This is a genomic window from Peribacillus sp. NPDC060253 (assembly GCF_042727425.1).
Classification (GTDB): Bacteria; Bacillota; Bacilli; order Bacillales; family DSM-1321; genus Peribacillus.
The window spans coordinates 1-16627 of record NZ_JBHXAS010000102.1; the positions used below are offsets into that span (position 1 = coordinate 1).

16 protein-coding genes are annotated in these 16627 nt (G+C 34.1%); 2 read left to right on the forward strand and 14 right to left on the reverse strand.

Going from position 1 to position 16627, the window contains the following annotated elements; translation table 11 throughout:
* From ACFWE9_RS20700 to ACFWE9_RS20745, 10 genes are all read right to left on the reverse strand, one after another.
* A partial coding sequence (locus tag ACFWE9_RS20700; RefSeq protein ID WP_377358532.1) for a hypothetical protein occupies positions 1–587 on the reverse strand: 587 nt, incomplete at its 3' end.
* Positions 588–626: 39 nt separating this feature from the next.
* Complete coding sequence (locus ACFWE9_RS20705) at positions 627–1685, reverse strand: PLP-dependent aminotransferase family protein (RefSeq protein ID WP_377358534.1); 1059 nt, start codon at positions 1683–1685, stop codon at positions 627–629.
* 1 nt (position 1686) lies between these two features.
* Positions 1687–2205, reverse strand: coding sequence for a GNAT family N-acetyltransferase (locus ACFWE9_RS20710; RefSeq protein WP_377358536.1), 519 nt, complete (start codon positions 2203–2205; stop codon positions 1687–1689).
* Complete coding sequence (locus tag ACFWE9_RS20715; RefSeq protein WP_377358538.1) at positions 2202–2861, reverse strand: sugar transferase; 660 nt, start codon at positions 2859–2861, stop codon at positions 2202–2204. The genes ACFWE9_RS20710 and ACFWE9_RS20715 overlap by 4 nt, the downstream gene beginning before the upstream one ends.
* Positions 2861–3976, reverse strand: a complete 1116-nt coding sequence (locus ACFWE9_RS20720; RefSeq protein ID WP_377358540.1) for a DegT/DnrJ/EryC1/StrS family aminotransferase — start codon at positions 3974–3976, stop codon at positions 2861–2863. The genes ACFWE9_RS20715 and ACFWE9_RS20720 overlap by 1 nt, the downstream gene beginning before the upstream one ends.
* Positions 3977–4189: 213 nt before the next feature.
* Positions 4190–5083 carry a UTP--glucose-1-phosphate uridylyltransferase GalU gene (gene galU / locus ACFWE9_RS20725; protein WP_377358542.1) on the reverse strand — a complete coding sequence of 298 codons (894 nt, stop codon included), beginning with the start codon at positions 5081–5083 and terminating at the stop codon, positions 4190–4192.
* A gap of 16 nt (positions 5084–5099) precedes the next feature.
* Positions 5100–6920 carry a polysaccharide biosynthesis protein gene (locus ACFWE9_RS20730; RefSeq protein ID WP_377358544.1) on the reverse strand — a complete coding sequence of 607 codons (1821 nt, stop codon included), beginning with the start codon at positions 6918–6920 and terminating at the stop codon, positions 5100–5102.
* 218 nt (positions 6921–7138) lie between these two features.
* On the reverse strand, positions 7139–7903 hold the full coding sequence (locus tag ACFWE9_RS20735; protein ID WP_377358546.1) for a tyrosine-protein phosphatase: 765 nt from the start codon (positions 7901–7903) through the stop codon (positions 7139–7141).
* A 143-nt stretch (positions 7904–8046) separates the two neighbouring features.
* Positions 8047–8724: a CpsD/CapB family tyrosine-protein kinase gene (locus ACFWE9_RS20740; protein ID WP_377358548.1), complete on the reverse strand. Its 678-nt coding sequence runs from the start codon at positions 8722–8724 to the stop codon at positions 8047–8049.
* Between the two features lie 38 nt (positions 8725–8762).
* The gene (locus ACFWE9_RS20745; RefSeq protein ID WP_377358550.1) at positions 8763–9443 is read right to left on the reverse strand and encodes a YveK family protein; all 681 of its coding nucleotides are present in this window, start codon (positions 9441–9443) and stop codon (positions 8763–8765) included.
* 471 nt (positions 9444–9914) lie between these two features.
* Between ACFWE9_RS20745 and ACFWE9_RS20750 the strand changes: the two genes are divergently transcribed.
* The gene (locus tag ACFWE9_RS20750) at positions 9915–10223 is read left to right on the forward strand and encodes a helix-turn-helix domain-containing protein (RefSeq protein ID WP_377358553.1); all 309 of its coding nucleotides are present in this window, start codon (positions 9915–9917) and stop codon (positions 10221–10223) included.
* 84 nt (positions 10224–10307) lie between these two features.
* Here the strand turns inward: ACFWE9_RS20750 and ACFWE9_RS20755 are convergent, their stop codons facing one another.
* Entirely contained in the window at positions 10308–10613 is a 306-nt protein-coding gene (locus ACFWE9_RS20755; RefSeq protein WP_377358555.1) for an SGNH/GDSL hydrolase family protein, read from the reverse strand.
* A 430-nt stretch (positions 10614–11043) separates the two neighbouring features.
* On the opposite strand from ACFWE9_RS20755, the gene ACFWE9_RS20760 reads away from it, so the two are divergent.
* Entirely contained in the window at positions 11044–11235 is a 192-nt protein-coding gene (locus ACFWE9_RS20760; RefSeq protein ID WP_137023242.1) for a hypothetical protein, read from the forward strand.
* Between the two features lie 499 nt (positions 11236–11734).
* Here the strand turns inward: ACFWE9_RS20760 and ACFWE9_RS20765 are convergent, their stop codons facing one another.
* From ACFWE9_RS20765 to ACFWE9_RS20775, 3 genes are read right to left on the reverse strand one after another with little or no spacing between them, the layout of a single operon-like run.
* Entirely contained in the window at positions 11735–13657 is a 1923-nt protein-coding gene (locus tag ACFWE9_RS20765) for a PTS fructose transporter subunit IIABC (protein ID WP_377358557.1), read from the reverse strand.
* 14 nt (positions 13658–13671) lie between these two features.
* Positions 13672–14550 carry a ketose-bisphosphate aldolase gene (locus ACFWE9_RS20770; RefSeq protein ID WP_377358559.1) on the reverse strand — a complete coding sequence of 293 codons (879 nt, stop codon included), beginning with the start codon at positions 14548–14550 and terminating at the stop codon, positions 13672–13674.
* Positions 14551–14567: 17 nt separating this feature from the next.
* On the reverse strand, positions 14568–16433 hold the full coding sequence (locus tag ACFWE9_RS20775) for a BglG family transcription antiterminator (RefSeq protein ID WP_377358561.1): 1866 nt from the start codon (positions 16431–16433) through the stop codon (positions 14568–14570).
* Between the last annotated feature and the right edge of the window lie 194 nt (positions 16434–16627).

A 16627-nucleotide genomic window follows, 5' to 3' on the forward strand; every position in this document is an offset into this window, starting at 1 on the left:
CCCCAGAAGATTTCAACCCCAGATTTCTTTGCTTTTCTAATCATATTTCTATTTTTACTAGTAAGGTTGCTCCAAATCTGATCTTGTGAATATAATTCCATTGTAATAGTTTTTCCAAGTCTATCGATATCATAGATATCTTTTAATTCTTCATCATTCTTAAGGACCGGATGGAAGCGAACAAATTCACTAATAATTCCCTGGTTATTACATATTAAACTATATTCATAATCAAGAGCTTTCAAGCTATTTTCTGTGACTTCACCTTCTATCAAAAAACCTCCATAACCGTATGGTGTTGATATATCAAAATAAGTATTAGGAGGTATCTTCCCAGTAAATCTCTTATCTAATGAAATATCTCTTTTCATAACAACATTCATTGCTTTCATATCTTGACCTTTATAATAGAAAAGCGTTGGTTCACCGTCTCCATGAACTTTGAATGCATTTACATAATCAGAAAGATAATACACATCAAAACCATTAAATCCTTTTACAATTTCGTCCCATTTTTCTGTTTCATCTAAAGTAATTACTGATAATCCGAATTTTAATTTTTCTATTTCTAAATTTGTTTTTAACATGTATTCACTTCCCTTAATTCTAAATATCAACCTTGTAGTTTAAAGACGTCTGAATACTGAAACTATTCTTTCCATCTCATTTATTCCATATCTTTGGTCACAAGGTATTGAAAGTATATTATTGTATATCCCTAATGTACTGTCTATATCTCTGTCTTTAATTTGATTAGGGATAGGCCAATGTACAGGACAATAAATTTTTTCTTCAACGAGTTTTTTTCGTATACTATCTCTATCTTTCTTAATCATTACTGGATAAAACAACGGACATATATTTTTTGTATTTTTCTTAAAGATCGGGTTCAAATAACTAATTGATTTTAACCCTTCAGACAATGTTGTGAAATTTATTGTTCTTTTTCTAACTAATTCATCTGCATCTAATAAATTTATTAAGGTCATGGACAAGCCATCTATACTATAAGGAGCCACATCTCTATCTAATAAAGACTCTGCCCGAGAAAACTGATTTAGGAACAGGTCTTTTAAATTCTCATCACTAGTTTTCATATACTCCCCTTTAGAAGATAAAGCCGTAGTTCTTAATTTTGTAAATACATCATTAGTTAATAAAGGTCTTTTAAGTTTTCTTTTTGAAGCTGCTATAAAGCCTCCGCTAGGTAACCCAAGCCACTTCCTTATACTTCCTACATAGAAATCATTCTCTTCAAATCTTTTAAAGCTCGAAAATAAAGTATGTGTTATATCTTCTAAGACTATAACTGATTGATCTTTAAAGTTCTTAAGAACATTTAATAGATTAGAATTTGAGGGAAAACCGTAGTACCCCATATGGATAAAAATCCCAATATTTTTATATGATTTAATGCTCTCAATATTTGGAGATAAATCATCATTTATATTATAAAAGTAACAACTGTATCCCTGCTCAATAAATGGAAGAATTACAGAATCACAAATATAAGCGGGCAAGAGTACTGATTTATACTTAGGGGTGACTTGTTGTAATAATAAACTGATTGCCCCTCTCCCTGATGAGGCTAAAACAAAATCTCCATATTTTGTTAACCAATTAGGTTCGACAGTTTGAGCTGTTTCTGGTATATTATCTAGCCAAAACTCACTTCCTATTTCCATACTATAACTCGTTTATTATTGATAGAATTATTACATCGTGATATTCACCTTTTTTAAATATCCTGCTCTTTAATAAACCTTCCTTTTTAAAACCACATTTTTCAAATAGTTTTTGTGATGGGATATTATAACCATTAATATGAGCATAGACACAATGAAGCCTCAATTCATTAAACGTATATTTAACAATTGTATTGATTGTATCAAATCCGTAACCTTTACCTCTAACTCCTCTAAGTAATTTGATGTGTATCTCAGCATTGCCATTTTTATAATCAATATCCGACAAGATAAGTGTACCTAGTATTTTGTTATCCTCTTTATCAATAATCATACATCTTAATATATCCGCATTAGGTTTTTGATCTTTAATCCATTCCTCTTGATTCAAACTAGAAACAGGGAAAGACCATCCTCCAAGTGAATACTCCGTGTGACTATCATTAATTATTTCCAACAGTACTTCTTTATCAGAAATCTCTATTGCGCGTAAGAGTACTTTTTCACCAATTATATTCACTTTGAAGTACCTCCTATTTTGTATTTTTTCTCTCTGTACTTATCAAAATCAGGTGGTGAATCCACACCTCGCTCACCGATATCAACTCTTTTAACCGCCTTTAAAATTGTTTCTATTACTATTTTCAAATCGCTAATAAAATTAATATTATTAACATAATCTATATCGTAGGAAAATCGCTGTTCCCATGAGGCAGTATTCCTACCGTTGATCTGTGCTAAGCCCGATAGTCCAGGTCTCACAGAATGTCTAATTCTTTCCAGTTCTGTATAATAGGGTAAATACTGAATAGCCAAAGGTCTAGGTCCTACAATCGACATATCTCCTTTTAGAATGTTAAACAACTCTGGAAGTTCGTCAAGGGATGTTGAACGTAGGAATCTCCCGAAATTTGTCAACCTAACACTATCTGGTAAAAGTTCTCCATTTTCATCCTTTTCATCCGTCATCGTCCTAAACTTATACATCATAAAAATATTCTCATTGAGCCCTGGTCTATTTTGTTTAAATAACACTGGACTACCCAGCTTAACTCTTACAAGTAACGCAACAACCACAAGTATGGGACTTAGGATTACAATAGCAATCAAAGATAGTATGAAATCCATCGATCTTTTTAGGTATCTTCTATAAATACCACCTTTAGAAGTTTTCATTACCTTACCCACAATCCTTTAATAATTTTTACAACTCTCTCCAAATCCTCATCCGTTAACTTCGTATCAGAAGGCAAACAAACACCATTCTCAAACAATTTCTCCGATACATCCGTTCCAACAAAGTCATACTTCTCAAAAAATGGCTGAAGATGCATTGGCTTCCAAACTGGTCTTGACTCTATATTTTCTTTTTCAAGAGCTTCCATAACATCTATCGGTCTAACCTTACCATTCAAAGTCATAGAACTTAACCAATAATTCGGTTTATCCCACTCATTACTAGGCATGAACTCTACACCGTCAAGTTCACCAAGTTCTCTTTTATAAAATTCTAAGATATAGTTTTTCTTCTCTACTCTTTGATCTAAGACCTTTAGCTGCCCTCTGCCAATCCCAGCAACTACATTGCTCATCCGGTAATTAAATCCTAATTCACTATGCTGATAGTGCCTTGCTTGGTCCCTACTCTGAGTCGCCCAAAATCTCGTCTTAGCAATACGCTCTTCATTATTAGAAACTAGCATCCCACCGCCTGAAGTAGTGATAATCTTATTCCCATTAAAAGAGAAAATCCCATAATCACCAAAGGTTCCAGTATGTCTCCCTTTATAATAAGTACCTAAGCTTTCAGCAGCATCTTCAATTACCGCTACATTATGCTTATTGCAGATCTCCATAATCTTATCCATATCTGCAGAAACCCCATAAAGATGCACTACAATTACTGCTTTAACTTCAGGATATTTCTCAAAAGCATCTTCCAAAGCTTTAGGACACATATTCCAAGTCTCATAATCACTATCTATAAAAACAGGAATAGCTTTTTGATAAATTACCGGGTTGACAGTTGCTGAGAATGTTAATGTAGGACAAAACACAATATCTCCTTCTTCAACTCCTGCTGCTTTAAGAGCTAAATGAATTGCGGCTGTGCCTGAAGATAGTGCTGCAGCAGCTTCACTCCCTACCTTAGTTGCCAGTTCTTTTTCAAATTGATTCACGTTTTCCCCGAGAGGAGCAATCCAGTTCGTATCAAAAGCTTCCTTAACATATTCCATTTCATAACCTTCATCACTCATATGTGGTGATGATAGGAATAATCTATCCTTCATTCTCTAAAACTTCCTTCCTACAATTAGTCACTTTATATGTAGATATTTTCCAACAAATTCTTTCTCCATCTAGCCACTATTAAAATAGGGTTAAATAGGGTAAAGAGTATCCAAGGAAGATGGGTGTAGAGATATCCCTTGATGTTTTAACCTGTAAAATCTTCCTTGGGTAAAAAATATATAATTCATATTTCACCAAAAACATGAATTTAGCTATGCATTAATCTTTTCTGAGGAAATATCCTTAACCATTTGTTCTAAAAACTCTACTAAATCATCCTTGATTTCTTCGTTCTGCAGGGCAAACTCTAATGTCGTTTTTACAAACCCTAACTTCTCCCCAACATCATATCGTTTTCCTTCAAAATCATAAGCAAAAACTTGCTGTATTTGGTTTAACTGTTGAATCGCATCCGTTAGCTGAATTTCCCCTCCTGCACCAGCTTCTTGCTGATCAAGCATACTGAAGATTTCAGGAGTAAGGATATATCTTCCCATAATGGCTAAATTAGAAGGTGCTGATCCTAAGGCTGGTTTTTCTACAAAGTTATCAACTTGATATAGCCGTCCATCTTGAAAAGCGGGATCTATTATCCCATAGCGGTTTGTTTCTTCCTTAGGTACGGTTTGAACACCAATAATTGAATTGTTTGTTTCCTCAAACTGATTAATTAACTGCTTTAAGCAAGGAGTTTCACTCTGGACAATATCATCACCTAAAAGTACGGCAAATGGCTCGTCCCCAATGAATTTACGTGCACACCATACAGCGTGACCCAACCCTTTTGGTTCTTTCTGTCTAATGTAATGGATATTAGCAAGGTTAGTGGAATATTGTACCTTATTGAGCAACTCTACTTTTCCTTTTTCCAATAGATTTTGTTCAAGCTCTGGAGCGTAATCAAAATGGTCCTCAATCGCACGTTTGCCTTTTCCAGTTACGATTATTATGTCTTTTATTCCTGATGCAACGGCTTCCTCCACTATGTACTGAATCGTTGGTTTATCAACGATTGGCAGCATCTCTTTTGGCATCGCTTTAGTAGCAGGCAAAAAACGAGTGCCCAATCCGGCTGCAGGGATGATTGCTTTTGTTATTTTCTTCACTTATTAGTCCTCCTAATTATTTCACTAATGAAAAACTTTTGTTCTTTCTTCGATTTGCTAAATTTATTACAAATTCTTTAAGTTCTGTTATGGATAAATCATCATAAGAGTTTAAAAGATACTGTATTTCCTCTTCCTGTTCTAGTACCGCTTTTCCTATAAAGATTTTAGGGAACACAGCTTCACTATGAACCTCTTTCTCCCCTAATAGTTCTTCATACATTTTCTCACCAGGACGGATTCCTGAAAATTCGATTCCAATTTCATCAATGGAATAACCTGATAACTGGATAAGGTTCGTTGCTAATTCAACAATCTTAACTGGTTCACCCATATCAAGCACGAAGATTTCCCCACCTCTAGCCAAAGAACTTGCCTGAATGACTAATCTGGATGCCTCGGGTATAGTCATAAAATACCTTGTCATATCTGGATGCGTGACCGTTACTGGTCCACCTGCCTGGATTTGCTTTTTAAATAAAGGAATGACACTCCCTCTGCTTCCTAAAACATTCCCAAAACGAACTGCGACAAACTTTGTTGAGCTATTTTTTGCTAACTGCTGGATAATCATTTCAGCAATTCGCTTTGTTGATCCCATGACGTTTGTTGGATTAACGGCTTTATCTGATGAAATCATCACAAACGCCCCTACACCAAACGTATCCGCTGCTTCTGCAACATTCTTTGTACCAAAAACGTTATTCTTAATTGCTTCACGAGGATTGTATTCCATAAGTGGTACATGTTTGTGTGCAGCCGCATGATAAACAACATCAGGTCGGTGGGTGTCCAGCACTTCAAAAATTCTTTCTCGGTCTTGAATATCTGCGATGACAGGTATGATCTTAATTTGATTGGCATATAACTTTTTCAGTTCCATGTCAATTTGATAGATACTATTTTCTCCATGTCCTAGTAAAATAAGAGTTCCCGGTGAGAATCTGCATATTTGACGGCAAATCTCAGATCCAATAGATCCTCCAGCTCCAGTAACTAGAATGGTCTTACCAGTTACATATTCCGAAATACTATTAATATCTAATTCAACTGGTTCTCTTCCTAATAAATCTTCTACTTCCACTTCTTTAAACTGATTAACAGCTACCTTCCCTAACATAATATCTTCAATCATCGGCATGATCTGTGTTTTTGCATTTGTTTTCACACATTCTTCAAAGATGACCTTTAATTCTTTTTTACTTAATGAAGGAATCGCGATGACAATATTATCAATATGATATTTTTCAACCATTTCAGGAATATGTTTAGAGTTACCCACTACGGGTATTCCTAATATGTCTAGCTTATCTTTTTTCGGATCATCATCAATGAATGCCACTGGTTTAAGTTCCGTATCATGATTATTGAGGAGCTGACGTACAACCATGGTCCCAGCCGACCCCGCACCAATAACCAATGTATTCCTGGTTTCCTTTTGATTATTTATCAAACGGTCACGCAGCATTCTCCATGAAAAGCGGGAACCGCCAATTAGGATAACATGCATCATCCAGGTCAATGCCATGGCTCTTACATAAACATCTTGAAAAACCATTAACTGGATGGCGATAACAGTGATAACCGATAGGGTTACGGCTTTAACAATGGATAGTAACTCCCCAATACTTGCATACTCCCAGGCCTTCTTATACAGTTTATAAATAGAAGCAAAAAAATGATGGCTGATTAATAGAGAGACTGATGTAACTAAGAGTGTTGGTAATTTAAATATTTCCAAATAGGGATACAAGAATAAATAACTTACATAAATGGCCGATAATACTATTAATGAGTCTAATAGGGCCAGAAGTGTTAATCGTTTTCGGTAGGCCAACCACATTTCCCCCTTTAATATTGTTTGATTTACTCTCTATTAAATCCAGTTTTAATGTATTGTATTTTATTTCACATGATTTTCATTTTTAATATGAGAAGCAAGGTGGTTTATCCACCTCCTTATATTTGTTGCTCCAACAACAAAAAAAACTAAAAGTTTACACGAAGACAAATTTTTTTTATAATAATGTAAGCGTTCCCTAACTTTCTGGTTTTCTAAAAGATCCCTAAGATTTTCTTTTTGAATGGCACTGGTTTTTCAATAGAAGGACTTTGTCCCTCTATTAGCTGCTCAGCGTTTTCTTTTAAAAAAAATGTACGTTGTATTCCGTATGTCTTTGTAATGGTTTCATAGGCTTGTTGTAACGTGAACCCTCTAGATACTATATTATGAGCATCTGTTGCAATAAAATGAGCCAGATTATGTTCAATTATCTTTTTTGAAAATGATTGGATTCTTTTACCGAAGTTCCCGATGATACTGCCAGAGGTAAGTTGAGTTAACGCACCTTCTTGGACCAATTCAAATAATAGATTACGATTTTCGATCAATTCCTTATTTCTCTCTGGATGTACGATAATCGGTGTGATTCCTTTCAGCAGCAGCTCATATATCACTTCTCTTGTGTATGTAGGTACCCTTCCCGATGGAAGCTCTAGCAGCAAATATGTACCATTATCGTCCAGTGTTAGGATTTCTTCCTTTTCAAGTGATGAAAATATGTCTCGGTGTATTCTTACTTCTTGTCCGAGATGAATGGTAAGAGGAATATTTTCTAGTTGAAAACTCTCATTTAACCTTACTGCACGGTCAATGATGTCACTTTTAACATTTACATATTTCTCATTTAAGTGATGCGGCGTGGCAAAAACATGTGTTATACCTGCTTCTACCGCTTTTCTTGCCATGTTCAAGCTTTCCTTCATGTCCGCAGATCCATCATCAACTCCTGGGAGAATGTGACAATGTATGTCGATCAAATTTCATACACTTCCTTTATAAAACGAATATAAAAAAAGGCCGCCTAATTACTAAAAATAGGAATTAATACCCTGACTAATAGTAGCATATATTACTGCCATCAAACAGGGTGTTATTTTGTCGAAAATTGTCTTATTTTTGTTTAAGATTGATAGTAATAATAATTGCTGTTATCCGTTTCAACGCCATTCAAAACGACTCCAAGCAAGGATGTATTAGCTTTCACTAAAAGTTCTTTTGCTTTTACTGCACTTTGTTTGTTTGTCTTGCCGCTTGCCACTACCATGATCACGCCATCACATTTATTTGCAACAATTTGAGAGTCAGTGACTACAAGAACTGGCGGTGTATCAAAAATGATATAATCATAGATACCTTTCAGTTCATTAATAGCTGTTTCTATCGCTTTGGAGTTTAATAACTCTGAAGGATTAGGTGGTATCGGTCCACTTGTTAAAATGTCTAAATTTGAAACATTTGAATTCGAGATAGTTTTTCTTAAGTCCATTTTCTTTGTCAATACGCTAGTAATTCCATGTATATTACTAAGGTTAAAAGCATAATGAATGGACGGTTTCCTTAAATCCGCATCCACAAGCAATACTTTTTTCTCTTCTTGAGCCATTACAATCGCTAGGTTGGCAGCTGTAGTCGATTTCCCATCATTAGGCTCCGCGGAAGTAACCATAATTGTTTTGATTTCTTTATCAACTGAAGAGAATTGTATGTTTGTCCTAATTAATCGATATTGTTCAGTAATAGGCGATTTAGGATTAGTCTGTGCAATTAAATTCACTTGTTTTTCATCTTTCCTTCTCAAAAATCCCACTTCCTTTCTTAATGTCACTGAATGGTTCTTTATTTATGTTGTGATATTTTTTGAATGGATCCAAGTAATGGCAAGTCAAGAAGATTCTCAATATCCTTCTCGTCTTTTATCGTATTATCCATGTACTCTAATAGGAATGCCAAGGCTATTCCAGCCATTATCCCAACTACCACCGCAATAGCAATATTCATTAATGGAGATGGTTTTACAGGAGCTGGATTTTCCTTTATTTCTGCCTTCGCAAGTATGCTAACATTGTCGACATTCATGATATCTTTGATTTCCTTTTGGAATGTTCCAGACACTGCGTTTGCAATTTCGACTGCCTTCGATGGATTGTTATCTTGAACCGTTAAAGAGAAGACTTGAGAATTTTCTTGGCTGTTAATCGTAATTTTTTGACTAAGTTGATCCACACTTTGTTCTAGTTCAAGATCATCAATAACCTTCTCTAATATAGCAGGGCTTTTTATGATCACACTGTATGTATTGATCACGGCAATATTAGATTGAATTTGAGTAGAATCCAATTGGTTCTTCGATTGTTTCTGATTAACTAAAATCTGTGTAGATGATTGGTAAATAGGTGTTAATAAAAAATAAGATATTGTACCACTAATCAACGCGGCGATTAATGTCAGTAGCGTAATTAACTTCCAACGTTTCTTTAATGTTTTAAAAATATCTTTAATACTAATAGTTTCTTCCATTTCATCCTCCTGATTTGTTAAAAATGACCTATTGCATTATACCATAATATTACCTAGTTTTTATGTACTTTCAAGGAAATTTACATGAAAATTACAATCAAAGAATACTTTTCAAATCCCTTAGTAATTTTACAAAAAAGAGAATGACAATACAAAGGAAACAATTCCCAAATTCGAAATATTGCATTGAACATATATATATTACCCATTTACCAGAATATTTTTGACTTAAATTTTCAATAAACCTAAGTATAGCCAATCCCCATTTTTTTCTATGTCATTGTCACGTTTTATAATATTTACTAAAAATAAACCTAACTAAATGCCTACCAAAAAAGAAAAATCCGTTTATACATATAATTGTGTCAAGTATTTTAGTACCTAGTTATCATTGATAGGAAAATGTGTAAACTGAAAGTGATAGTTTAAATCAGTATATAATTTTCATATTAATGGTTAGGTGTGGTCAAAATGATAGGTTACCGAGTTAAGTCACTTAGAGAAGAAAGGAAAATGTCAATTAGTGAACTCTCCGCAAAATCTAGCGTTGCCAAATCTTATATAAGCTCACTTGAAAGAAACCTTCAAACAAACCCTACTATTTTAGTTTTGGAAAAAATCGCTAGAATACTTTGTATTAAGGTCGATGCTCTGTTGAATGAACAAGCAGATAAGGGCATGGATGAAGAGTGGATGGAAATCATGCAGGATGTTATGGGGTCAGGAATATCGAAAGAGGAAATGCGCGAATTTATTCAAGATAAGTCTTTGAGGATTTAGAAACTATGATACCGCTTTCTTTTTGGTGCATAGAGTAATCTGTAAAAGGGGAAAAAGTGGATATAGCCACTTTTTCCCCTTTTACTACTTCTTCAACTTAAAATATTCCTCTATAACCTCGAACCATTTGTAATGCCCTTGATCATTGGGATGTATGTTATCATTAGTCAGGATATCAGCCAATCTCATATTCTTTTTACTTAGCTTCTTTTCATTTTCTTCTTTACTATTTATATATTTCCATTTATTCTTTTTAATGACCTGTTCGGAAGCGTGAATATAATCCAAATAAATCAAACCTAAACTATTCTCCGTTTTACCATTTGCGACTGGGTTTGGTGAAATGATTAGTATTTTTGTATTCGGAAGTTCTTTTTGTAACTTTGACATGATGCTTTCCAAATCTTTCTCCGTCTGAGTTTTTCCAATGCTGATGACCAAGAATTAATACTTAAGCAAATTACAGCGATAATGATTAAACCATATTTCCTCATCTTTACCTCCCATATTTGAACATTAATGACTGACATGGAAGTGTTATAAAATAGAGTAAACTCTTCTTTGAGTACTGTTACCAAAACTCCATTTCACTTTTTTCGGTTATATTTCTTTCATTAATTAAACTATCAACTTTTCAGCTATAAAGAATATCCTTCCAATTATTTCCGACATCACTCGACATAAGTACACCACATGAATCCCTAATTTTTAACCCCATGTAAAGTATGTTATGGTTTTATTTGTTTTAAGTAATGTTATTGTATTCCTTGTTTCCTTCACACTTTTTCGTTGTATGATAGAAAAAAAAGGAGTTTTGGGAATGATTATTCTGCAGTATATTGGAAAAGTTTTTTCATTCATGCAAAAGGATATACCGGAAACTCATGTTAAATGCCATGTTTGTGCAGGTACAGGTGCCTACGATATTTATACTGATTGTCTTACCTGTAATGCAAAAGGGTTAATAAGTAAAGTTGAGTATAATAGGAGGCTTGAAGAGGGTGAAATTTAAAGAATTTCTTGAGGTCGATATATGTAATCAAAGAAGCAGTATTGGCTATTGCTTCTTTTTTTTGTCCAAAACGGTACCGTTTGCCCCTCACCTTAAAGGGTATTTTATTATCAGGAGGGGATACATATGACAGCAATTACTCACATTGTATTGGCTGTACCTGATTTGGATGTTGGATTAAGTGGTATGAGCAGGTGTTACCGTGGCTATTTCTTTAGCCCCTATTGATAACGACTCTCATTATATTCTTCAATAACTCGATCAACTTCTTCCTTCACATCCGTTAAATTAGTACATGGGAAGCCTTGGTCAGCATGCAGGATTGCACTCGGATGGAACTCGTGATTCAGAGCCTGCCTTAGCTTAGTTAAATTACATAAACGATATTCATATCTAATGGCAGAATCCCTTGGGAATTCCCAAGGGATCTACCTTTAGTTTTGTGTAAAGACTTTTCCTAAGCTTTGTACAGTACCAATGTCATTTTCACTCGTATAAATTATACTGCTTTGATTGCTACTGTTTTATTTCCTGACTTCTCACTAGTATTATCTTGTGTTCTGTAAACAGGTTTTTTTAATACTCCAATTATACAAGCTGTAATAATTGAACCAATTAAAATACATGCAATGTATAACAATGGACTGCTTGCAGCAATAGGAATTACAAAGATTCCACCATGAGGAGCCTGTAAAGAAATCCCTAATGCCATACAAATCCCACCACCAATTGCTGAACCAACAATATTTGCTGGAATTATTCTTAATGGATCACTTGCAGCAAACGGAATGGCTGCCTCAGTAATAAAAGATGCCCCCATAATATAAGCAGCTTTTCCTGCGTTGCGATCTTCAAGTGAGAATTTATTTTTAAATAGTGTTGTTGCTAATGCAATCCCTAATGGAGGAACCATTCCTCCAACCATTAGTGCAGCAGATGGTTCGTAAATATGATTTGCAAACATTGCTAAGCCAAATGCTGATGCTGTTTTATTGATAGGACCGCCCATATCAGATGCCATCATTCCTGCCAAAAGCGCTCCTAATAAAATTGCATTCGAACCAGTTAAACCATTTAACCAACCTTGTAACGATTCATTAATCCACGCCATCGGACTATTAATTACAAAGTGCATAATAAAGGCTGTTACAAACGTTGCTAATACAGGAAGTATTAGTACCGGGGAAAGACTTTGTAATGAATCTGGAATGCCTTTTAATAATTTTTTCAATCCTAAGATTGTATAACCAGCAATAAAACCTGCAATCATACCACCTAAGAATCCTGAACCACCAAGGGTTGCCATCATACCACCAATCATACCTGGTGCTAAACCTGGACGATCCGCAATACTATACGCAATATATCCTGCTAATACTGGAACCATTAGTGCGAAGGCTGCGCTACCACCTGCTGTACCTAGAAAAGCAGCGAATGCATTATATTCTGAACTGGTCGGGTCTGAAGCATGAATGCCAAACATAAAGGAGATTGCGATTAATATACCGCCAGCAACAACAAATGGAATCATAAAAGATACCCCATTCATTATATGGCTGTATATTTTAGGTTGTTTTAATCGTGTTTTTTCTTTTGCTTCCTTTAACTTGTTGTTCCCCTGATTTAAAACCGTACCTTTTCCAGAAATAGCATCTTCAATTAAATCCTTAGCATGATGTATCCCATTTTTAACAGACGTTTTAATAACCTTACGATCACCGAAGACATCCATGTCCACTTTAACATCTGCAGCAACAATTATTCCATCTGCTTCATCAATATCTTCTTGAGTTAATCTGTTCTGTATTCCCGTCGATCCATTGGTTTGAACTTTTATTTGAACGCCAAGCTCCTCAGCAGCATTTTTTAATGCTTCTGCAGCCATAAATGTATGTGCTATTCCAGTAGGGCATCCAGTAACCCCGACCAATTTCTTACCAAAATACTTCTTATCAATAGTATCTACTTGTAGCATTTTTTCTTCAGCATTTGCAAATAGCTGGACAACTTCATGACTATCTTTGGCAAGAATAAGCTTTGCTCTAAAGGTTTCATCCATTAGAAAAGTGGAGATTTTAGATAAAGTCTTTAAGTGCTCAGTTGAAGAATCTTTGCCTGCTGCTATCATGAAAAATAAATTACATTTTTCTGAACTATACTTAATTCCACTTAAAGATCTTCCCATAATAATAGCAGGCGATTTAACTCCAGCAGATTTTGCATGTGGAATAGCAATACCAAACCCTACTTCTGTTGGAACCTGATCTTCACGAGCCCAAATATCCTGTTTAAATTGTTTAAGATCATGTAAATAGCCGTTTTTATTTAATTTTTCTGCAAGCTCATTAATTAAGTCCTCTTTCGTTTCAGCAACTAAATCTAATATTATGTTTTCTGGCCTTAAGACACTAGAAGTCATCATATATATCCCTCCTCTTAAATTTCTCCTAATTTATAGAGTGATGCTTTTCCAGTTGAACCAAAGAGATCCATTTTTTTCTTTACTAATTCAATAGCTGCCTTCGTTGCTTCAGGCATTAATATATCTGGTTCGTAAGCATTTGGATTATCATCCAGCGTAGCTCTTAATTGGTTATAAAACGCTCTCTTCATATCTGTTGATAAATTAATTTTGGCAATACCATGTTTCACAGCTTGTCTTATTTCTTCATCTGGGTTGTCTGATCCACCGTGGAGAACCAAAGGAATGTTTACTTTTTCATGAATCTTCATTAATCGATCAATTTTAATAGAGTGATCTTTCGTTTTTGGGTATAAGCCATGTGAAGTTCCAACAGCAACAGCAAGCGTATCAATTCCTGTTGTTTCAACAAAAATGGCTGCTTCATCAGGATTCGTATATAAAATCTCATCTGCTCCGCCTTCTGAACTACCCTCATTACTACCAATAGTACCTAGTTCACCCTCTACAGACACACCTACCATATGAGCAAGTTCTACTGCTTTTTTTGTTAATGCCATATTTTCTTCAAATGGTAAATGTGACGCATCCATCATCACAGACGTATAGCCATTTCTAATAGATCGAGTAATATCTTCGATTGTTGCCCCGTGGTCTAAATGAATAACAAAAGGAACTTTAGACTTTGACGCAGCCTCTCGTACATATGCCACAAATTCATCAGTCACTAAATTAATTTCATTCGGGTGAATTTGAAGTATAGCAGGAGATTTTTGCTCCTCTGCAGCACTTACTACAACTTTGACAAATTCGCTATTTGCTACATTAAATGACCCAACTGCAAATTTATTCTCATAAGCTACTAAAAGTAAATCTTTCATATTCATTAACATATTTTTTCCTCCTAATATTATTTGGAAGACCAAACTTCCAAAAACTCATCATAATTGGTTACATTTAATAATTTTTCTGTCATGTTTGTTTGCTTAAACACATCATGAATCTCTTCAAAAAACTTTGTATTATTTACCTTTTGATTTTTTGGAGGGATAAATAGAAAGATAATTTGAGCCATTTTGTCTCCCCACAAAATTTTTTGTTTATTTATTGCTACTAACACTCGTAATTTTTTGTTATTTCCACAATCAAATGGATGCGGCATGGCCACTAAATTACCAATATTAGTACTCGACATCTTTTCTCTTTCATTAATGCTTGTATATAGATGTTGAATATCTCCAAACTGCGTGAGGGTTTTTAATACATCTATTTGATTCTCTTCATCTAAGAAATAAAGATCATTCGGAGATAAATAGTACTTTAGTAAGCCACGATTCAATTGAATAGAAATAGTCTTCATATCTTCATTTGTAATCATTTCACTAACACGAATACAATTTTTCACATTTAGGTGTTGCTCCTCAAGGATTACACTAGTAGTTACTATAGTTTCTATCTCTTCAGGAAGTAAATGGATTTCATGATTTGCAAATAAACCATCAATTTTAATATTTGGGAAGTATAAATTTATTTTTCTTTCTATTAGCTTACCTACTAACGGATTTTTCCCATAAATAATTGCAATTCTTTTCCTTGTTTCTTGGGAATTTTCAATAATATTCATAATATGTAGTGTCAAGTAACCGATTTCATTTTCTGGTATCTTTATATTTAAGCAAAATTGTAATTCTTTCGCTAAAACCACTGCAATATTATAAGCATTCATATATTCCGACTTTATTTGAGAAATAAATGGATTCTCTAAAGGAAAGGAATATTTTAATGGATATAATGACTTTGTAATATGTACCAATAGGCGATTAAATAACTTTTCATTCTTTCGACTTGAAAAACCATATCGATCCCCAACATTTTTTATAACCGCTTTTACTTTTTCCTCTATTTCATCTGAGTGTTCATTCACAGTTACTTCATTTTCCTTCGGTAATATTTGTAAAGAAATTAACAGGTAGCATAAATACTGATATTCATATTCGTCAAACTGTACATTCATTTCCTTAGCTAAACGACTAAGGATTAACTTTGCTATTTTTAATTCTTCAAAGCAGGTATTATCTAACCTCATGTCTTTTTCAGCAATTTTTTGATGAAGGCCTACTCGTTTTAAACTAATAATTATGTTCACACATATTGCGAATAGTTCTTCAGAGCTTAGTAACAAATTGTACTTTGTGACTTCTTCTTCAATACAAGAATATACTAATTGAATTGAGGACTGACTAAACCAATCACCAAAATAGTATTGCAGCGCTTCATCAAGCGACATTCTCTTTAAACAATTTGTTGTTACTAATTTTTTTAGTAATAGACGTTTCTCTACTTCACTTCCCTTAAGCCTTACTCCTTGGAAGATAATTGCTTCAACCTCAATGTTCCATTTTTCGGCTTGGATTATTTGAAATAATCTTTGTACGTCTTTCCTAATTGTTTGAGTAGAAAAATAAAGTTTTTTTGCCAGTTCATCATAAGTTATAAAATCAGTTTCAGATAAAAGTGTTTTTATAATATGAAAAGCTCGTTCTTCGTAATCATCTTCATTTTGCTGAATATTTGATAAATCCCCAACTAATTTATATCCTTTTTGAGTATTACCAGTAATTATTACTTTATCTAAAAAAGTTTCATTTATTTCCCTAATGTCATTTCTAATTGTTCTTGTCGTTACATTAAATAGATTAGCAAGTTCGCTTCCACTTACATAGTCATTACCATATTGTTCTAAATATTCTAATAACTTAATGTAACGTTTTTTCATTAGTATTTCCTCCTCACACTTATATTAATGTAAGCGTTTTACCTTTACCAAGCCTATACATTTTCCTAATAGTTAGGAAGTTTTTAATATTAGGATGATGTTATAAAAGACCAAAGAGTTTCTGCCAATGACTTAAGCCATGGACTCATCCTCCTTGATGTAATATAGAGATTATAGATCATTCAGAATAATTA

Coding starts and splice junctions, on each gene's coding strand:
- ACFWE9_RS20705 (WP_377358534.1), bottom strand. CDS start 1,685: ATGGAAATAGGAAGTGAGTTTTGGCTAGATAATATACCAGAAACAGCT.
- ACFWE9_RS20715 (WP_377358538.1), bottom strand. CDS start 2,861: ATGAAAACTTCTAAAGGTGGTATTTATAGAAGATACCTAAAAAGATCG.
- ACFWE9_RS20720 (WP_377358540.1), bottom strand. CDS start 3,976: ATGAAGGATAGATTATTCCTATCATCACCACATATGAGTGATGAAGGT.
- ACFWE9_RS20745 (WP_377358550.1), bottom strand. CDS start 9,443: ATGGAAGAAACTATTAGTATTAAAGATATTTTTAAAACATTAAAGAAA.
- ACFWE9_RS20750 (WP_377358553.1), top strand. CDS start 9,915: ATGATAGGTTACCGAGTTAAGTCACTTAGAGAAGAAAGGAAAATGTCA.
- ACFWE9_RS20755 (WP_377358555.1), bottom strand. CDS start 10,613: ATGTCAAAGTTACAAAAAGAACTTCCGAATACAAAAATACTAATCATT.
- ACFWE9_RS20760 (WP_137023242.1), top strand. CDS start 11,044: ATGATTATTCTGCAGTATATTGGAAAAGTTTTTTCATTCATGCAAAAG.
- ACFWE9_RS20765 (WP_377358557.1), bottom strand. CDS start 13,657: ATGATGACTTCTAGTGTCTTAAGGCCAGAAAACATAATATTAGATTTA.
- ACFWE9_RS20770 (WP_377358559.1), bottom strand. CDS start 14,550: ATGTTAATGAATATGAAAGATTTACTTTTAGTAGCTTATGAGAATAAA.
- ACFWE9_RS20775 (WP_377358561.1), bottom strand. CDS start 16,433: ATGAAAAAACGTTACATTAAGTTATTAGAATATTTAGAACAATATGGT.